Source organism: Saccharopolyspora sp. NPDC045839 (genome assembly GCF_056431645.1).
In genome coordinates this window covers 1-16,575 of the sequence record NZ_JBWKKH010000026.1, presented here as the reverse complement: position 1 = coordinate 16,575, position 16,575 = coordinate 1, and the positions used below count along the sequence as shown (strand labels likewise).

Sequence of the window (16,575 nt, the reverse complement as noted above, 5' to 3'; positions counted from 1 at the left end):
TTCTAGCGATCAAGTGTTCGAATTCTCGGCCGATGAAATTGGTACGCGCTTGGGAGGAGTCGAGGAAATGATGGTTCTGATCGTGCTTGTGTGCCCGGCCGACCTGCTGGGGGACCTCTTCGGCCGGTGGCCTGCGGGCGATGGTGGACGAGACCGGTTCCGCGCCGGAGCAAGCGGTGCTGGCCCGCCCGGAACCGGTCCCGGCGGCTCAGAAGTACCAGGGGAAGGCGGACCAGTCCGGGGTCCGCTTCTGCAGGAACGAGTCGCGGCCCTCGACGGCCTCGTCGGTCATGTAGGCGAGGCGGGTCGTTTCGCCGGCGAACAGCTGCTGGCCGACCAGTCCGTCGTCGATGGCGTTGAACGCGTACTTGAGCATGCGCTGCGCGGTCGGGGACTTGCCGTTGATCTCGCGGGACCACTGCAGCGCGGTGGCCTCCAGCTCGTCGTGCGGGACGACCGCGTTGACCATGCCCATCTGGTGCGCCTGCTCGGCTGTGTAGGGCCGCCCCAGGAAGAAGATCTCGCGGGCGAACTTCTGGCCGACCTGGCGGGCGAGGTAGGCGGAGCCGAAGCCGCCGTCGAAGCTGCCGACGTCGGCGTCGGTCTGCTTGAAGTGGGCGTGCTCGGCGCTGGCGAGCGTGAGATCGCACACGACGTGCAGGCTGTGCCCGCCGCCCGCGGCCCAGCCCGGCACGACCGCGATGACGATCTTCGGCATGAACCGGATCAGCCGCTGCACCTCGAGGATGTGCAGCCGCCCGGCGCGGGCCGGGTCGACCGTGTCGGAGGTCTCGCCGTCGGCGTACTGGTACCCGGAACGGCCGCGGATCCGCTGATCACCGCCGGAGCAGAAGGCCCAGCCGCCGTCCTTGGTGGACGGGCCGTTGCCGGTGATCAGCACGCAGCCGACGTCGCTGGTCATGCGCGCGTGGTCCAGGGCGCGGTACAGCTCGTCGACGGTGTGCGGGCGGAAGGCGTTCCGGACGTCCGGGCGGTCGAACGCGATGCGCACGGTGCCTTTCCCGGGGCCGTCCTCGACGCAGCGGTGATACGTGATGTCGGTGAAGTCGAAGCCCGCCACGGGCTCCCACAAAGCCGGATCGAACAGCTCAGAGACACGGGGATTCTGCACACCTGGGACAATAGGCGCAGCAGGCGTTCAGCGCGGGGGCCTCCCCGCAGCTGCCCGGCGCTTGCGCGAACGAGGGCGAGGGGGACCATGGCCCCCTCGGCCGGAGTTCGCAAGCGATGTTCAGAGGTGATCGGTTGAATCCGTCCACGGCCCAGGCTGAGGTCATCGTCGACGAGCTCGTCCGCAACGGGGTGCGGCAGGTGGTGCTCTCCCCGGGGTCCCGCAACGCACCTCTGTCTTACGCACTGTACCGAGCCGCACACGCAGAGCGGTTACGACTGCACGTTCGCATCGACGAGCGCAGCGCGGGCTTTCTCGCGTTAGGACTGGCGTCGCGGACGCAGTCCCCGGTCGTGGTGGTCTGCACTTCCGGTACCGCGGCGACGAATCTGCATCCGGCGGTCAGTGAGGCATACCACTCGGGTGTCCCGTTGATCGTGCTGACCGCGGACCGGCCGCCGGAGCTGCGCGCGGCCGGTGCCAACCAGACCATCGATCAGCACCGGTTGTTCGGCGCCGAGGTCCGGATGTTCGACGAGCTCGCGGTCGCCGAGAGCCGACCGGGGCAGAACGCGTACTGGCGAAGCCAGATGTGCCGGGCCTGGCACGCCGCGGCCGGCGGCGGGCGAGGCGGCCCGGTGCACCTGAACATCCCGTTCCGGGAGCCACTGGTGCCGGACGGGGACGAGCAGTGGTGCGAGTCGCTGGCCGGCCGCCCGGACGATGCACGGTGGACGGAGGTCTCCGAGCGAGGTCAGGCGCCGAGCGAACTGTCCCGGGTGCATGCTCGGCGCGGACTCGTGCTCGTCGCCGACTGGGGTGCCGAGAAAGCCGGTGAGTGGGGCGATCGGTACGGCTGGCCGGTGTTGGCGGAATCCGGTGGCGTGGGTGTCGGTGGTTCGGCGGCGATCAGCACCGGGATGTGGCTGCTGAACCTGCCCGAGTTCATGCAGGAGCACCGTCCCGAGCAGGTGCTGTGCGTCGGTCGCCCGACTGTTTTCCGGCAGGTCCAGCGATTGCTGGCGGATACCGGCGTGGAGGTGCTGCTCGCGCACGGCGGGGTGGACTGGGCGGCTCCGGCGCACAACTTGCGGGAGGTTGCGGAGACTTTTGGGGCCGCGCCCGGAGATGCCGATCCCGACTGGCTCACCGCGTGGCAGCACGCAGACCAGAAGGCGTCCGAGGCACTGCACGCCGCGCTCGACTTGGAGCGCTGGCCGAGCGGCGCCGCGGTGGCGCGCGAGGTCGTCGATGCGTTGCCGGAACAGGCTCTGTTGGTCCTGGGTTCGTCGAACCCGAGCCGCGATGTCGCGTTGGCCGCGCGGCAGCGGTCCGATGTGGTCGTGCACCGGAACCGGGGCGTGGCCGGCATCGATGGCACGGTGTCGACCTCGATCGGCGCCGCGGTCGCGCACGGCCAACCGGCGTACGCGCTCCTGGGCGACCTGACTTTCCTGCACGACAGCAACGGATTGATGCTGGGGCCGTACGAACAGCGGCCGGACCTGACGATCGTCGTGCTCAACGACGACGGCGGCGGCATCTTCGCCTTGCTGGAACAGGGAAGCCCCGAGCACCGGGAGGCCTTCGAGCGGGTCTTCGCCACCCCGCACGGAACCGACATCGGCAAGCTCTGCGCGGCGCACGGTGTCGACCACGTGCTGGTGCGCGAGCGATCCGAGCTCACCGCTGCCCTGCAGTGGCGGCCGGGCCTGCGCGTCGTCGAGGTGCGGGCGGATCGCACCGCGCTGCGTTCGGTGCACCAGCGCTTGCTGGCCGCGGTTCGCACTGCACTGCTCGGCTGACGGCTGGGCTTGCCGGCCAATCTGCGGGATGTCGCTCGGGTGGCTGGTGATGACCTCTTGGGGCTTTGGCAACGACGCTGGCCCCAGCGCCCTCCGCTGGCCCACGAGTTGAAGCACGCCTATCGGGATCGGTGGGTCCGGTTCCACAGCTTGCCGAAGCACGGCTGTTGCGGCTGTGCGGCGGTGTTCTCACCGCTCGGGATTCGATCTGCCCTGCAGTCGGGGCGATAGGCGTCACACGTTCGTCGGGCGAGGCCGGGGCGACCGGTGTCGCTCGAAAGGTGGGTATTTATCCGCAGATCGGGGCGGTCGGTCGGCCGTCGCCGGTGCTCCCGCCGCATTCGTTCGCGGATTTTCGCTGCACTGTGGGAAAAACCTGTGATCCGAAAACATGCCTGGTCGATGGGAGCCTCCTTACTCTCCTAGCGACCATGATGTTCGAGGAGGTGGCAGGTGTTTCGACGACACGGCCTGCGAGCCACGGCGGCGGCGTGCTGCGCAACGGCTCTGCTCGCCACACCGGCGTTGGCCGGCAGTGACGGACCGGGGGCTCCCGGTGCGGGAGACGACTACTTCCCCGGTTACGGCAACGGGGGATACGACGTCTCGCACTACGACATCCAGCTGCGGTACCAGCCCACGGACGACCATCTGCAGGGCACCACGACGATCGTCGCGAAGCCGACGCAGAACCTGACGGCGTTCAACCTGGACTTCGCGCTGCCCACCAAGTCGGTGCGGGTCAACGGCGCGCCCGCGCAGTTCTCGCAGGACGGCTCGGAGCTGACGGTGACGCCGTCGGACGCGCTGCCCGAGGGGAGCCTCGCGACCTTCGTCGTCGAGTACGAGGGCGTGCCGTCGACGGTCGAGGTGGATGGCCTGAAGCCGTGGATCCGCACCTCCGACGGTGCGCTCGCGGTCGGCGAGCCGGAGATCGCCGCCTGGTGGTTCCCGAGCAACGACCACCCCCGGGACAAGGCGACCTTCGACGTCTCCGTCGCGGTGCCGGACGGCACCGAGGTCGTGTCCAACGGCGTGAACACCAAGACCGCCAGCCTTGCGGGCTGGACCACCTGGCAGTGGCGCACGACCAAGCCGACCGCCACCTACCTGGCGTTCATCGGCGTCGGGCAGTACGAGATCAGCACCAAGACCGGCGCGTTCGGGCAGCCGCTCGTCACCGCGTACTCCGACAAACTCGGCGAGTTCGCGGGCCCGGCGAAGGCGAGCGTCGAGCGCACCCCGGAGGTCGTGGAGTTCCTCACCGGGCTGCTCGGTGACTACCCGTTCGAGGCGCAGGGTGGCCTGGTCTCCTCGGAGGGGCTGAACTTCGCGCTGGAGAACCAGACCCGGCCGACCTACAGCCACCTGTTCTTCCGGAACGGGGCGAACACCTCGGTGGTCGTGCACGAGAACGCGCACCAGTGGTTCGGCGACTCGGTGTCGGTGGACACCTGGCGCAACATCTGGCTGAACGAGGGATTCGCGTCCTACGCGGAGTGGTTCTGGTCGGAGGCGCAGGGCACCGGTACCGCGCAGGAGCTGTTCGACCACTACTACGCGTCGCACCCGGCAGACGACCCGTTCTGGCAGGTCCTGCCGGGCGATCCCGGCGCGGAGGAAGTGTTCAGCGACGCGGTCTACGACCGTGGCGCGATGACCGTGCACGCCCTGCGGAACGTGGTCGGTGACGAGGCCCTGCTCGACATCATCCGGACCTGGGTGTCGGAGAAGCGCTACTCCACCGGCACGATCGAGGAGTTCATCGCGCTCGCCGAGCAGCGCTCCGGCAAGCAGCTCGACGAGCTGTTCAACACCTGGTTGTTCACCAAGGGCAGGCCGCCGGTCGGCGAGGCGACGGGCGTGCCGGTGAGTGCGACCCGCGTTGCGGTGGCGCCGCCGAAGGCCGTGGCGGAGATCGACCGCACCCACGCCCTGCTGCACGACCACTGATTCGCTAGCGGACGCCTTCGAGGGCTTCGCGGACCGGGAGCAGCTTCGCTTCCGCCTCCGCGACCTCTTGATCGGGGTCGGATTCGGGGACGATTCCGCACCCGGCGAACAGGCGGATCCTGCCGCCGCCGCGCTCGGCCTCGGTGCCGGGTGCGGCGGCGGTTTCCACTTGGGCGCAGCGAAGCGCCACGGCGAACTCGCCGTTGCCGCTGCCGTCCAGCCAGCCGACCGGCCCCGCGTAGCGCCCCCGGTCCATCCCTTCCAGCTCGCTGATCGCCCGCACGGCGTCATCGGTCGGGGTTCCGCCGACCGCGGCCGTGGGATGCACCGCGGCGACCATGCGCAGCAGCGTTGCGCCATTGCGGGTGCCGCTTTCGCTGAGCTTGCCTTCGACGTTCGTCGCGAGGTGCAGGACATTGCGCAGGCGGAGGACCTCCGGCTCGTTCGGCACCGTGAGGTCGCTGCAGAAGGGGCGGAGGCGAACCGCCAGCGACTCCGCCGCGTAGGCGTGTTCGCTGCGGTTCTTCGCGGAGGCCATCAACTCGGCGGCGAGTTGCTCGGTGGTGCGCCCTTCGCGCGGCCAAACCGTGCCGGCCAGCACCTGGGACCGCACCTCGTATCCCTCGCGTTCGAGCAGCAGCTCGGGAGTGGCGCCGACGAGGCCGTCCACGGCGAACGTCCAGCAGGTCGGGTACCGGGCGGCGAGGTTGTTCAGCAGGAACCGGGCGTCGAGCGGCTCGGAGGTGCTGGCCAGCAGGTCGTGGGCGAGCACGATCTTGTCCAGGTCGCCGGTTTGCCGCATGCGGTGCACGGCCTCGGCCACGGCCTGGCGGTAGCCGGTCGCGGACAGTTGCCCGTCGCTGTAGGACACCGTGCCGGGCGGGTGCACGGGCTCGACCGGCGGCTGTTCGGTGGAGCCGTCGCCGATCGTGGTGATCCAGCGCACGCCGTCCCGTTGCCCGATGACGACCTCGGGAACGATCAGCACCGAGTGCCCGGGGTCGTCGGCGAAGGCCAGGCTGGCGAACGCCACCGGACCGCAGCCGGGCAGCCCGACCGAGTCGTCGACCTCGAACTGGTGACAGAGCTCTCGCCACCAGTCGTCGGCCCGGTTGAAGCGGTCGGGACCGGCAACGTCCAGGCGGGCCGCGCAGCCCCAGCCGACGAGCCCGGAGCCGTCGCGGACCCAGCTGAGCACGGCGTTGGTCGGCAGCAGTTCCAGCAGGGGACGGTCGTATCGGGGGTCGCCCGCTTCGAGCCTTCGGGTTCGCGCCGTCAGCAGCCTGGGTGTAGTCGCCACTCCTGGAGGGTATGCGTCGCTCTCCAACAGGTGGGCGGTACCGAAGGCATGCGCGTGGCCGTCGACGGGGTGCCTACAATCGGTCACCGTGGCGAGCGATGCGGTGGCGCAGAACGCGGCCGACTCGGTGACCGAGACCAGCACGGACGGTGACCAGTCGGTTGCGGTGCCGCCCCGTCGTCGGGGCCGAGCGCGTGCGGCGCGAGGCGTGCTGGTGTTCGGCCTGCTGCTGACCCTGATGGGGCTGTCCATCGTCGGTGCGTGCTTCATCAACGACCGGACCATCGATGAGTCCAAGGGCGAAGCGGTGGCAGAGGTGGTGGACGCCTCGCTGACCCGGACCGTGGTGCGCTTCAACACCGATGAGGGCCGCGTCTACATCCCGCCGAACGGCGTGCTCTACCCGGCCGACTTGCAGGCCGGGCAGCTGGTCCGGGTCGAGTACGACTCGCGGAACCCGGATCTGGTGCGCGTGGCGGGCCGCAACATGACCCTTTCGCTGCTGCCGGTGTCCAGCTCGCTCGCCGTGCTGTGGGCGGTGCTGCTGCCGGTGTACTGGCTGCTCCGGCGGCCGACCGCGCGGTGAGCCCTTGGGCCCTTGTGCCGCTGATCAGGCTTCCCTAATCCGGTCGGGTGATGTGACACTGGTTTCCCCGCCGTAAGGGGGCTAGCGGCGGATTCGCACGACCGATGTGGACCTGCTCATGGGGGAAGCGGTTCGCACGTGCCGACCGGCCGCCGGCCCGCGTCTGCGAGGTCGCCATGAACACGTCTGAAGTGCAGTCCAGTGCGTCGGATGTGCAGCAGTGGGTGCTCGGCGCACCTGCCATGTCCACTGTGGATCGTTCGGTTCCGGATGGTGTGTTCGCTCCGGATCTCGCGCAGTACTGCCTGATGCTCGGCGACGATGCGCTGGTCCTGTCGCACCGGTTGTCCGAGTGGGGAGTCCGCGCACCGGAGCTGGAAGAGGCCGCGGCGCTCGGCGCAATTGCGCTCGATCTCTTGGGAGAAGCCAGGATCCTGCTGCACCGCGCGGGTGAGGTCGAAGGCGCGGGGCGGGGCGAGGACAGCCTCGCGTACTTCCGGACCGCCGCGGAGTTCCGCAACGTGCGGTTGGTCGAGATCGACTGCGGGCCGGGGCAGGACGGCGGCTTCTCGGCCACCGTCGCGCGGCTGCTGCTGTACACCGCGTGGCGGGTGGCGGTGTTCGAACGGCTGATGCGGAGCCGGGACGCCGTGCTGGCCACCTTGGCCGCACGGTCCCTCTCGGGCCTGACGAGGCACCGCGACCACGCCGCGCAGTGGGTCATCCGCCTCGGCGATGCGAACGCCGCCTCGGCCCGGCGCATGACGGGCGGGTTCCAGCGGGTGTGGCCGATGACCGGCGAGCTGTTCACGCCGCACCCGGTCGAGGCCCGGCTGGCGGATGCCGGTTGCGGGGTCGATCCGGCGGTGGTGCGCGGCGAGGTGAGCGAGGTGCTGGACGAGGTGTTCTCGGTGGCCCGCCTGGAGCGGCCGGACCCGACGGAGTTCGGCGGGTTCGTCCGGCCCGGCGGCCGCGACGGGGAGCACACCGGCGGCATGGAATTCCTGCTCGCCGACATGCAGTACCTGGCCAGATCCGCGGCGCAGCTCTGATCAGGTCCGAGAGCTGCGGCACAGGCGATCAGATTGAGTACTTTCCCCCAAGAACTCCGGGGCCCGGCAGGCGCAAAGTGATCTGGGGGGCGCTCGGGAACTTCGGTCCGGTCGACAACGTCGGACCGGTGACCGCGGGCGGGACACCGGTTCGGATGCCTCTTCGGCGAAGCGGAAGGACACAACTCGACATGGACGGAATCTGGGTGCAGGTGCTCGTCGCCTTGATCGCGGGAGCGTGCGGGGCTGGGGTGATGTCGGCCGTCTTCTGCGCCCGGAGGCGGAGAGCCAAGGCGACTGCCGGATCCGCTGTTGTGCCGCCCGCCACGCAGTCGGCCGCGTCTCCGTCTCCCTTGCCGGACAAGTGGCTGAACGAGGTCCTGCGGTGCGAGCAGGCGGTGCACCGAGCCGCTCGGGCCGTCGACGCGGTGTCCTCGACGCAGGCCCGGCACCAGTTGCAGACGGTGGTCCGGCGGATGGATGCGGAATTGCCGAACGTTCGGGCGCTTTCCGAGCTGGGGCGCGGCCTGGAGGGCAGCGAGTCGCGGGACGACGCCGTGGTGGGCCGGGTGCAGAGCCAGCTCGACGACGCCGCTGCCAGGTTCGGGATGGTCACCGACCACGTGCTGGAGGCGGTCGTGGAACTGGTCGCCGCACCCGATCTCAGCCGGGTGCACCAGCAGGTGTTGGTGCTGCGCGATCAGTTCCCGCTGTTGCGGCCGATGTCGGCGGTGTTCGGTCCGCCCCCGGGTTCGGCTCCCGCCCGCGCGCTGATGACGGCCGCCTGACGATCAGCTCCGTTCGGTGGCCTGCCGCCACCAGTCGTGGACATCGGCGGCGACGCCGGGCGCGGCCACCAGCAGCCCGTCCAGCGGGAGCGCGGTCGTGCCGCCGCGGCGGTCCAGCACGGTGGCGCCGGATTCGGTGGCCAGCGCGAGCGCGCCCGCGACGTCCCACTCCTCGTACGAGTCGAGGACCGCGGCGATCGCGTGGCCGAGCGCGACCTGGGTGATGGCCAGCGCCGGCGAGCCCAGCAGCCGGACCCCGACCTGGGCGCTCGCGGCGTTCGTGATGAACCGGTCCATGCCGCGCCACGGCCCGTTCTTGGTCAGCTCCGTGCACACGATGCCGCCGCGTGCTTCTCCTTGCGCGGGCAGCCGAACCGGGGTGCCGTTGGCGCGCATGCCGCGGCCGCGGGCCGCGGCGTAGATCTGTGTGCGGTATGGATCGGCGACCACCCCGACGACCGGTCCGTGCTCGTCGAGCATGGCCAGGCTGTAGGCGCACCAGGGCAGGCCCGCCACGTAGTTGGCGGTGCCGTCGACCGGGTCGACCGACCAGCGGAACCGCGCGGAACCGGCGCGAGCGGCCCAGTGCTCTGCGACGGTGGTGGGCGCGGCGTCGAATTCCTCGCCGAACACCGGGATTCCGGGGAACTCGTCGGCGAGGATCCGGCGGGTGTGCCGTTCGAGGGTGCGGCCGGTGTCGGTGACCCAGTCGAACGGCGATTCGGTGGGCTCGGGGCGCGCTCCCCGGCCCGCGGTCGCGATGATCACGTCAGCGGCATCGTTCGCGAGTCGGCCGGCGACTTCGAACGCCCGCGAAACCAGGGCGGGGTCGATCTGCGCGGGCGGGGAGGGCAGGACCGTCATGCCGTCCCAGGCTCCGTGCGGTGGGTGACCGGAGCGCAACACTCAGGTGACCGGTTGTGGAGTTACAGGTCACGATTGCGAGTTGCCGCACGCGGCGAGTGGTCCGGTCGGCGAGTTGGCGTGCTCTTCGGCCGGCGTTGGCGGTGCCGTCACGTTGCGGTCGACTGTTCGCCGGTCCGGGCCGTCACGGTGTGCCGCGTGCGCATAGCGATCGTGACCGAGAGCTTCCTGCCGCAAATCAACGGGGTGACGAATTCCGTGCTGCGAGTGCTGGAGCACTTGCGGCGACGGGGCGATGCGGCGCTGGTGATCGCGCCGGGAGCGGGCCCGGAGGAGTACGCGGGTTTCCCGGTGATCCGGCTGCCCGCGATGGACCTGCCGCTGGTTTCATCGTTGCCGATCGGCTTCCCGACACGCCGGTTGCTGCGCGGGTTGCAGGAATTCCGCCCGGATGTCGTGCATCTGGCATCGCCGTTCATCGTCGGGGCGCGCGGCCTGGCCGCTGCCAGGCGGATCGGCGTCCCGACCGTTGCCGTTTACCAGACCGACGTCGCGGGGTTCGCCGAGTCGTACGGCCTGGGCCTGACCGCTCGCGCCGCGTGGCGCTGGATCCGCCGCCTGCACGGTGCCGCCGACCGGACGTTGGCCCCGTCGACGTGGGCTGTGGAAACGTTGCGGGAGCATGGAGTTCCGCGCGTTCACCGGTGGGGGCGGGGCGTGGACACCGACCGGTTCTCGCCGCACCGCCGGGATCCGGATCTGCACCGCGAGTTGGCGCCGAACGGCGAGCTGCTCGTCGGGTACGTCGGGCGGTTGGCGCCGGAGAAGCGCATCGAGCGGTTGGCGGCGCTGGGCGGGATGACGGGCGTGCGGCTCGTCGTCGTGGGTGACGGGCCGGAACGCCAGAACCTCGGTGCGGCGCTGCCGGGTGTGGCTTTCCTCGGGCAGCGGACCGGCGACGAGCTGGCACGGATCTACGCGAGCCTGGACGTTTTCGTGCACACCGGGCCGCACGAGACGTTCTGCCAGGCGGTGCAGGAGGCGATGGCTTCGGGCGTGCCGGTTGTCGCCCCGGATGCCGGCGGGCCCCGGGATCTCGTCGACCACGGCCGCACGGGCTATCTGCTGCCGGCCGAAGATCCTGCTGTGCACGCGGACGCGCTGCGCGCCGCCGTCGCGGAGTTGCGTGACCCGGAGCTACGGGCGAGGTTCGGCGAGGCAGCGCATGTCGCCGTCGCTGGGCGGACTTGGCCCGCGCTGTGCCAGCAGCTGATCGGGCACTACTCCGAGGTCGCGACGCGCGTGGAGCCCTTGGCCGCCTGACGGGCCGGATCGCCGGCGATCCCATCATCCGGTGAAATAAATCCGTTGCGCCACAACGCTTCTCCCGTTCATCATGAGTGGCGTGATCTCTGTACGCCGGGTGGTCGACGGCGAGCTGGCCGCCTTGCGGGAGGTGCGGCTGCGCGCGCTCGCGGCGGACCCCGCCGCATTCGGCTCCACTTTGGACGGTGAACGGGCGCGGCCGATGGCGTTCTGGCGGGAGCGGCTCGCCCGCGGCCCGTGGTTCGTGGCCTGGGCTGGGCGGGAGGCCGTGGGTGTCGTCTCGGCGGTGCCGACGACGACCCGGGCGGAGTACCGGCTCGAGGCGATGTGGGTCGACCGGGCGTGGCGGGGCGAGGGCGTCGCGGAAGCCCTGGTCGATGCGGTCTTGTCGTGGTCGCGGAGCAGGGGCGCGGCCTCCGTGGCGTTGTGGGTCTTCGACGGGAATTCGGCTGCCCGGCGTTTCTACGAGCGCGTCGGATTCCGTCCGGTGGGGCGGCGGGAGCCGCACCCCGAGAAGGCGGAGCGGTTCAGGGAGTGCCTGCGAATCGAGTTGCGGTCCGGTTCCTGAGCGTGGGCAGGGCATCGAGGGAAAGGAGGGTGGAATAGGAATTCCGCAATGCGGACTTGACGGGCGTGCTGGTGATCTCGCGGATCCCGCCACGTACTCTTCGGGTGTGTCTCGGGCCGGTTTGGACAAGAAGCCTCACGAGGTCGCCGCGATGTTCGACGGCGTCGCGCGCAGGTACGACCTGACCAACACGGTGCTGTCCTTCGGGCAGGACCGGCGCTGGCGGGAAGTGACCCGGCGGGCTCTGGCTCCGAAGCCGGGCGAGCGGGTGCTCGACCTGGCGGCGGGCAGCGGCGTGTCGACGGTCGAGTTCGCCCGTTCCGGCGCGTGGTGCGTGGCCGCGGACTTCTCGCTGGGCATGCTGTCGGTCGGCCGGGATCGAGGCGTGCCGATGGTCGCGGCCGACGCGCTCCGGCTGCCGTTCGCCGACGAGTCCTTCGACGCCGCGACGATCTCGTTCGGGCTGCGCAACCTGGTCGACACGGCCGCCGGCCTGCGGGAGATGCTGCGGGTGGTGCGTCCCGGCGGTCGGCTGGTGGTGTGCGAGTTCTCGACGCCCACCTGGCAGCCGTTCCGGACGATCTACATGAACTACCTGATGCGGGCCCTGCCGCCGATCGCCCGAGCGGTGTCGTCCAACCCGGACGCCTACGTCTACCTCGCGGAGTCCATCCGCGAGTGGCCGGACCAGCGCGCGCTGGCGGAGCTGATCGCCGAGAGCGGCTGGAGCGGCGTGCAGTGGCGCAACCTCACCAGCGGCGTCGTCGCCGTCCACCGCGCGGTCAAGCCGTCCTGATTCCTCGCGGCTTCAGAGCCAGATCGTCTCCGGCGGCGAGGCCTCGGCCGAGTGCTGGGCCTGGCCGATCGCGGTCATGAACGCTTCCGATGCCGCGGCGAGCGGGCGGTGCGGGTCGCGGACCACGGCGATGCGGCGGCGGACTTCGGGGCCGCCGAGCGCCCGGTGTTCCAGCCCGGCGAACTGGACCAGCGGCAGCACCAGTCCGGGCATCACCGCCACGCCGAGCCCGGCCGCGACCAGCCCCGCGACGGTGGTGATGTTCCGCGATTCCAGCACGACGTCCGGGCGCACCCGCGCGGCGGCGAAGGCGCGTTCGGCGTGCTGCCGGATGCTGCTGGTCGGGTCGAAGGCGATGTGCGGCTGGTCGGCGAGGTCCGCCCAGTCGAGCCGCCGGCGTTCGGAAAACCGGTGCGACGGCGGGAAAACGCAGCAGAACCGGTCGGTCGCGATCGGCCGGACCTGCAGGTCCGGTAGCGGTTCGGGCACCACCGTGACCGCCAGGTCGACCGCGCCGCTGCGGACCCGCTGCAGCACCTCGTCCGACATGCCGTCCTCAATGGACAGCTCGACCTCGGGGTGCGCCGCCCGGTAGGCGGACACCACGGGCGGCAGCAGGATCGCCGCCAGCGACGGCAGCGCCGCGATCCGCACCCGGCCGCGGCTGCCGGCCAGGAACCCCTCGAAGTGGTTGATCCCGGCGTCGAAGGCATCGACCACGCGCCGCGCCACCCGGCAGAACTCGCTGCCCTCCGGCGTGATGACCAGGTTCCGCGTGGTGCGCTCGAACAGCGTGATGCCGAGCTTGCGCTCCACCTCGCGGACGGTGCGGCTCATCGACGACTGCGCCAGGTGGAGCTGATCGCCGGCGAGCGTGAAGCTGCCGGCGTCGTGCACGGCGAGCACCAGCCGGAGCTGCTGAAGTGTCAGATCCATGCTCACGACGCATTAATCTATCAGTAACTCTTGCTTGACGTGCATGAGCGACGCGGATCACAGTACGTCCGTCCGGCAACGGAGGTGCTGCATGCTCGCCGCGAGTGGGTTCCTGACCATCGGGGTCTTCCTGGCCCTGGTGCTGTCCCGACGCGTTTCGGTGCTCTTCGCACTGACCCTGGTGCCCGTCGCCGCCGCGGTGGCGAGCGGCTTCGGCGGCCGGCTCGGCTCGCTGATCGCCGACGGCCTGATCACCGTCGCGCCGGTGGCCATCATGATCACGTTCGCGGTGCTCTACTTCAGCCTGATGGTCGACGCCGGGCTGTTCGACCCGGCGGTGACCCGCATCCTGCGCTGGGCCAAGGGCGATCCGCTGAAGATCACGCTGGGCACCGCGCTGCTCACGCTGCTCGTAGCGCTCGACGGCGACGGCGCGTCGACGTTCCTCATCGCGGTGTCCGCGCTGCTGCCGATCTACCAGCGGTTGGGCATGCGGCGCATCGTGCTGGCGGGCGTGATCTGCCTGGCCGCGGGCGTGATGAACATGGTGCCGTGGGGCGGCCCCACGGCCCGGGCGATGGCCGCGCTGAAGCTGGACAGCAGCCAGCTTTTCCTCCCGGTGCTCCCCGCGATGCTGGCCGGGGTCCTCTGGGTGCTGCTGGCGGCCTACCTGATCGGCCGCGCGGAGCGGAAGCGGCTCGGCGTCATCGAGGTGGCGGTCGCGGACCGCGCCCGTCCGACCGGGGCCGACCGGGTGCGGTACTGGACCAACGCGGCCCTGACGCTGGTGCTCGTCGTGTGCCTGCTCGCCCAGCTCGCGGACCTGGAAGTGCTCTTCCTGCTGGCCTTCCTGGCGGCGCTGCTGATCAACCGGCCGTCCTGGCAGGGCCAGCAAGAACTGCTGACCAAGCACGCGTACAACGTGGTGCTGGTCGTCGCGGTGATCTTCGCCGCCGGCGTGTTCACCGGGATCATGACCGGCACCGGGATGATCAAGGCGATGGCCGAGAGCCTGGTGTCGGTCATCCCGGACTCCGCCGCCGGGCTGCTGCCGGTGGCGACCGCGATCACCAGCATGCCGTTCAGCCTGGTGTTCACCCCGGACGCGTACTACTACGGCGTGGTCCCGGTGCTCGCCGAGACCACCGCGGCGCTCGGCGGCGATCCGGCCGCCATCGGGCGGGCCGCGATCCTCGGCCAGATGACCACCGGTTTCCCGCTCAGCCCGCTGACCGCCTCGACGTTCATCCTGCTCGGGATGAGCAAGGTCGACCTCGGCGACCACCAGCGGTTCATCTTCAAGTGGGCGTTCGGCACGACGCTGGTGATGACCGGGGTCGCGCTGGTCACGGGGGTGCTGTGATGCGCATCGGCAGCGGAGCCGGGTTCGCCGGCGACCGGATCGGACCGGCGGTCGACCTCGCGGCGCGGGCCGGCCTGGACGACCTGGTCCTGGAATGCCTGGCAGAACGCACCATCGCGCTCGGCCAGCAGCGGAAGCTGCGCGACCCGGCGGTCGGCTACGACCCGCGGTTGCGTGCGCGCTTCGAGCGGCTGCTGCCGGTCGCCGGCGAGCACGGCGTGCGGGTGGTGACGAACATGGGCGCGGCGAATCCCTTGGCGGCAGGTGAGGTCACCCGCGACCTGCTGGCGGACCTGGGCGTGCGCGGCAAGATCGCAGTGGTCACCGGCGACGACGTGCTGGACCGGCTCGACCTGAGGCTTCCGGCGCTGGAGGACGGGGTCCCGCTCGCCGACCACGGCGCGGTCGTCTCCGCCAATGCCTACTTGGGCGCGGACGCGCTGCTTCCGGCCTTGGACACCGGGGCGAACGTCGTGCTGACCGGTCGGGTCGCGGATCCGTCGCTGTTCGTCGCGCCGCTGGCGCACCGGCTGGGCTGGGAGCTCGACGACTGGCCGCGGATCGCGGCCGGGACGCTCGTCGGGCACGTCCTGGAGTGCGCGGGGCAGGTGACCGGCGGTTACTTCGCAGACCCCGGGGTGAAGGACGTGCCGGACCTGGCGGAGTTGGGGTTCCCGTTCGCGGAAGTGGCATCGGACGGTACTGCGACCATCGGCAAGCTCGCTGGCACCGGAGGCGTCGTCTCCACGGCGACGGTGCGCGAGCAGCTGCTCTACGAGGTGACCGACCCGAGCGGCTACCGCACTCCCGACGTGGTGCTGGACTTCCGCCCGGTGCGCGCGGAGCAGACCGGTGCCGACCGGGTCCGGATCAGCGGCGCCGCCGGTCAGGCCCGGCCTGCTGAGTTGAAGGTGAGCGTCGGCTACCGCGCCGGGTACCGGGCGGAGTGCGGCATCAGCTATGCCGGGCCGAACGCCGCCGGCCGGGCGCGGCTGGCAGCGGATGTGGTCACCGCCAGGCTGCGGGGCACCGGCCTGCGCATCAGAGCGGAAGTCCTCGGCGCGGTCAGGGACTCGGGCGAGCCGACGGATGAGTGCCGCCTGCGAGTGGCGGCGATGGCGCCGGATCCGGCGGCGGCCGACGTCGTGTGCCACGAGGTCGAAGCGCTCTACACGAACGGCCCGGCGGGCGGCGGCGGTGTTCGCGCCGACGTCCGCGAGGTGATCGGCATCGTGTCGGCGTTCATTCCCCGATCGGACGTCGATACGCGGGTGACGGTGCTGGAGGCCGACGATGCTGCTGCATGAAATCGCCCATTGCCGGGCCGGCGACAAGGGGGACACTTCGACGCTGTCGCTGTTCCCCTATCGCGACGACGACTTCCCCTGCTTGGTCCGGGAGGTCACGGCGGAACGGGTCCGAGAGCACCTCGCCGGTCACATCCGGGGCGCGGTGCTGCGCTACGAACTCCCGAACCTGTGCGGGCTGCAGTTCACCTGCCGCCAAGCGCTCGACGGCGGGGTGACTACATCGCTGGCCCTCGACACCCACGGAAAGTCCCTGAGTTCCCGTCTCCTGTCGCTGGTCCTCTGAGAAGACGCATCGGGAGTGGCGACAAGCCTGTTTTCGCAGACGAACGGCCTGTCGATGAGCCTCCAAGGCGTTTAAAGGGGGGTGGTTGCAAGGGGTGTTTCGGGGGTGTGTAACTTTATCCAAGTCAGCGCGACACGGGCCGGGAAAAACCGGGCCGAGCCTGACGCGGGGTCGCGAACCAAGCTCCCACGACTGAGTGGTAGAGTGGGCGAGCCCGAAAGGCAAGACTTGATAAAGCGAAACGCTTACGCGTGTTGATAACTGAAGAGCCAAGTGGTCCCGAAAGATAACGAATTGGGTAGGCTGAGAAAGCGAGCCCCCCGGTTTGACACGGGAAATCACGATGCTCTACAGTGGTAAACACGAAAGCGAAAACGAGGAAATGCTCCCCGGAGCTACGGTCCTGATTAGGGATCGAGGTGATGGTGTGGGTGTGTTCTTTGAGAACTCAACAGCGGACTGTTTTGGTTAGTGTTCTTTTATGCCCCCGACCATTTCGGTGGTTGGTGGTTT

Annotated in this window: 15 protein-coding genes; 11 read left to right on the top strand and 4 right to left on the bottom strand. The window is 70.2% G+C overall.

The window, feature by feature from the left end; all coding sequences use genetic code 11:
- Window positions 1-208 precede the first annotated feature (208 nt).
- Window positions 209-1,132 carry a 1,4-dihydroxy-2-naphthoyl-CoA synthase gene (locus AC07EQ_RS29835; RefSeq protein WP_478391198.1) on the bottom strand — a complete coding sequence of 308 codons (924 nt, stop codon included), beginning with the start codon at window positions 1,130-1,132 and terminating at the stop codon, window positions 209-211.
- Window positions 1,133-1,266: 134 nt separating this feature from the next.
- On the opposite strand from AC07EQ_RS29835, the gene menD reads away from it, so the two are divergent.
- Both menD and AC07EQ_RS29825 read left to right on the top strand, forming a co-directional pair.
- Window positions 1,267-2,937 carry a 2-succinyl-5-enolpyruvyl-6-hydroxy-3-cyclohexene-1-carboxylic-acid synthase gene (menD, locus tag AC07EQ_RS29830; RefSeq protein ID WP_478391197.1) on the top strand — a complete coding sequence of 557 codons (1,671 nt, stop codon included), beginning with the start codon at window positions 1,267-1,269 and terminating at the stop codon, window positions 2,935-2,937.
- Window positions 2,938-3,390: 453 nt separating this feature from the next.
- Entirely contained in the window at window positions 3,391-4,890 is a 1,500-nt protein-coding gene (locus tag AC07EQ_RS29825; RefSeq protein ID WP_478391196.1) for a M1 family metallopeptidase, read from the top strand.
- A gap of 4 nt (window positions 4,891-4,894) precedes the next feature.
- On the opposite strand, the gene AC07EQ_RS29820 is transcribed toward AC07EQ_RS29825, so the two are convergent.
- Window positions 4,895-6,190, bottom strand: a complete 1,296-nt coding sequence (locus AC07EQ_RS29820; RefSeq protein ID WP_478391195.1) for an isochorismate synthase — start codon at window positions 6,188-6,190, stop codon at window positions 4,895-4,897.
- An 88-nt stretch (window positions 6,191-6,278) separates the two neighbouring features.
- On the opposite strand from AC07EQ_RS29820, the gene AC07EQ_RS29815 reads away from it, so the two are divergent.
- The 3 genes from AC07EQ_RS29815 to AC07EQ_RS29805 all read left to right on the top strand — a co-directional run bounded on the left by AC07EQ_RS29815 (window position 6,279) and on the right by AC07EQ_RS29805 (window position 8,616).
- Window positions 6,279-6,776 (top strand): DUF3592 domain-containing protein, encoded by a 498-nt coding sequence (locus tag AC07EQ_RS29815; protein ID WP_478391194.1) that lies wholly within the window; start codon window positions 6,279-6,281, stop codon window positions 6,774-6,776.
- 176 nt (window positions 6,777-6,952) lie between these two features.
- The gene (paaC, locus tag AC07EQ_RS29810) at window positions 6,953-7,828 is read left to right on the top strand and encodes a 1,2-phenylacetyl-CoA epoxidase subunit PaaC (RefSeq protein WP_478391193.1); all 876 of its coding nucleotides are present in this window, start codon (window positions 6,953-6,955) and stop codon (window positions 7,826-7,828) included.
- A 353-nt stretch (window positions 7,829-8,181) separates the two neighbouring features.
- On the top strand, window positions 8,182-8,616 hold the full coding sequence (locus tag AC07EQ_RS29805; RefSeq protein WP_478391192.1) for a hypothetical protein: 435 nt from the start codon (window positions 8,182-8,184) through the stop codon (window positions 8,614-8,616).
- 3 nt (window positions 8,617-8,619) lie between these two features.
- On the opposite strand, the gene AC07EQ_RS29800 is transcribed toward AC07EQ_RS29805, so the two are convergent.
- Complete coding sequence (locus AC07EQ_RS29800) at window positions 8,620-9,480, bottom strand: inositol monophosphatase family protein (protein ID WP_478391191.1); 861 nt, start codon at window positions 9,478-9,480, stop codon at window positions 8,620-8,622.
- Window positions 9,481-9,678: 198 nt separating this feature from the next.
- On the opposite strand from AC07EQ_RS29800, the gene AC07EQ_RS29795 reads away from it, so the two are divergent.
- From AC07EQ_RS29795 to AC07EQ_RS29785, 3 genes are all read left to right on the top strand, one after another.
- Complete coding sequence (locus AC07EQ_RS29795; RefSeq protein WP_478391190.1) at window positions 9,679-10,803, top strand: glycosyltransferase family 4 protein; 1,125 nt, start codon at window positions 9,679-9,681, stop codon at window positions 10,801-10,803.
- 82 nt (window positions 10,804-10,885) lie between these two features.
- On the top strand, window positions 10,886-11,374 hold the full coding sequence (locus AC07EQ_RS29790; RefSeq protein WP_478391189.1) for an N-acetyltransferase family protein: 489 nt from the start codon (window positions 10,886-10,888) through the stop codon (window positions 11,372-11,374).
- Between the two features lie 106 nt (window positions 11,375-11,480).
- Entirely contained in the window at window positions 11,481-12,170 is a 690-nt protein-coding gene (locus AC07EQ_RS29785; RefSeq protein WP_132492356.1) for a demethylmenaquinone methyltransferase, read from the top strand.
- 12 nt (window positions 12,171-12,182) lie between these two features.
- Here the strand turns inward: AC07EQ_RS29785 and AC07EQ_RS29780 are convergent, their stop codons facing one another.
- A complete protein-coding gene (locus AC07EQ_RS29780; RefSeq protein ID WP_478391301.1) occupies window positions 12,183-13,106 on the bottom strand; it encodes a LysR family transcriptional regulator in 924 nt (307 codons plus the stop codon).
- 91 nt (window positions 13,107-13,197) lie between these two features.
- On the opposite strand from AC07EQ_RS29780, the gene AC07EQ_RS29775 reads away from it, so the two are divergent.
- The 3 genes from AC07EQ_RS29775 to AC07EQ_RS29765 are packed head-to-tail and all read left to right on the top strand — an operon-like array spanning window position 13,198 to window position 16,062.
- The gene (locus AC07EQ_RS29775) at window positions 13,198-14,469 is read left to right on the top strand and encodes a CitMHS family transporter (RefSeq protein ID WP_478391188.1); all 1,272 of its coding nucleotides are present in this window, start codon (window positions 13,198-13,200) and stop codon (window positions 14,467-14,469) included.
- Window positions 14,469-15,776 (top strand): acyclic terpene utilization AtuA family protein, encoded by a 1,308-nt coding sequence (locus tag AC07EQ_RS29770; RefSeq protein ID WP_478391187.1) that lies wholly within the window; start codon window positions 14,469-14,471, stop codon window positions 15,774-15,776. The genes AC07EQ_RS29775 and AC07EQ_RS29770 overlap by 1 nt, the downstream gene beginning before the upstream one ends.
- Window positions 15,763-16,062, top strand: a complete 300-nt coding sequence (locus tag AC07EQ_RS29765) for an AtuA-related protein (RefSeq protein WP_478391186.1) — start codon at window positions 15,763-15,765, stop codon at window positions 16,060-16,062. The genes AC07EQ_RS29770 and AC07EQ_RS29765 overlap by 14 nt, the downstream gene beginning before the upstream one ends.
- Window positions 16,063-16,575 lie beyond the last annotated feature (513 nt).

Coding starts and splice junctions, on each gene's coding strand:
- paaC (WP_478391193.1), top strand. CDS start 6,953: ATGAACACGTCTGAAGTGCAGTCCAGTGCGTCGGATGTGCAGCAGTGG.
- AC07EQ_RS29800 (WP_478391191.1), bottom strand. CDS start 9,480: ATGACGGTCCTGCCCTCCCCGCCCGCGCAGATCGACCCCGCCCTGGTT.
- AC07EQ_RS29780 (WP_478391301.1), bottom strand. CDS start 13,106: ATGGATCTGACACTTCAGCAGCTCCGGCTGGTGCTCGCCGTGCACGAC.
- AC07EQ_RS29775 (WP_478391188.1), top strand. CDS start 13,198: ATGCTCGCCGCGAGTGGGTTCCTGACCATCGGGGTCTTCCTGGCCCTG.
- AC07EQ_RS29770 (WP_478391187.1), top strand. CDS start 14,469: ATGCGCATCGGCAGCGGAGCCGGGTTCGCCGGCGACCGGATCGGACCG.
- AC07EQ_RS29765 (WP_478391186.1), top strand. CDS start 15,763: ATGCTGCTGCATGAAATCGCCCATTGCCGGGCCGGCGACAAGGGGGAC.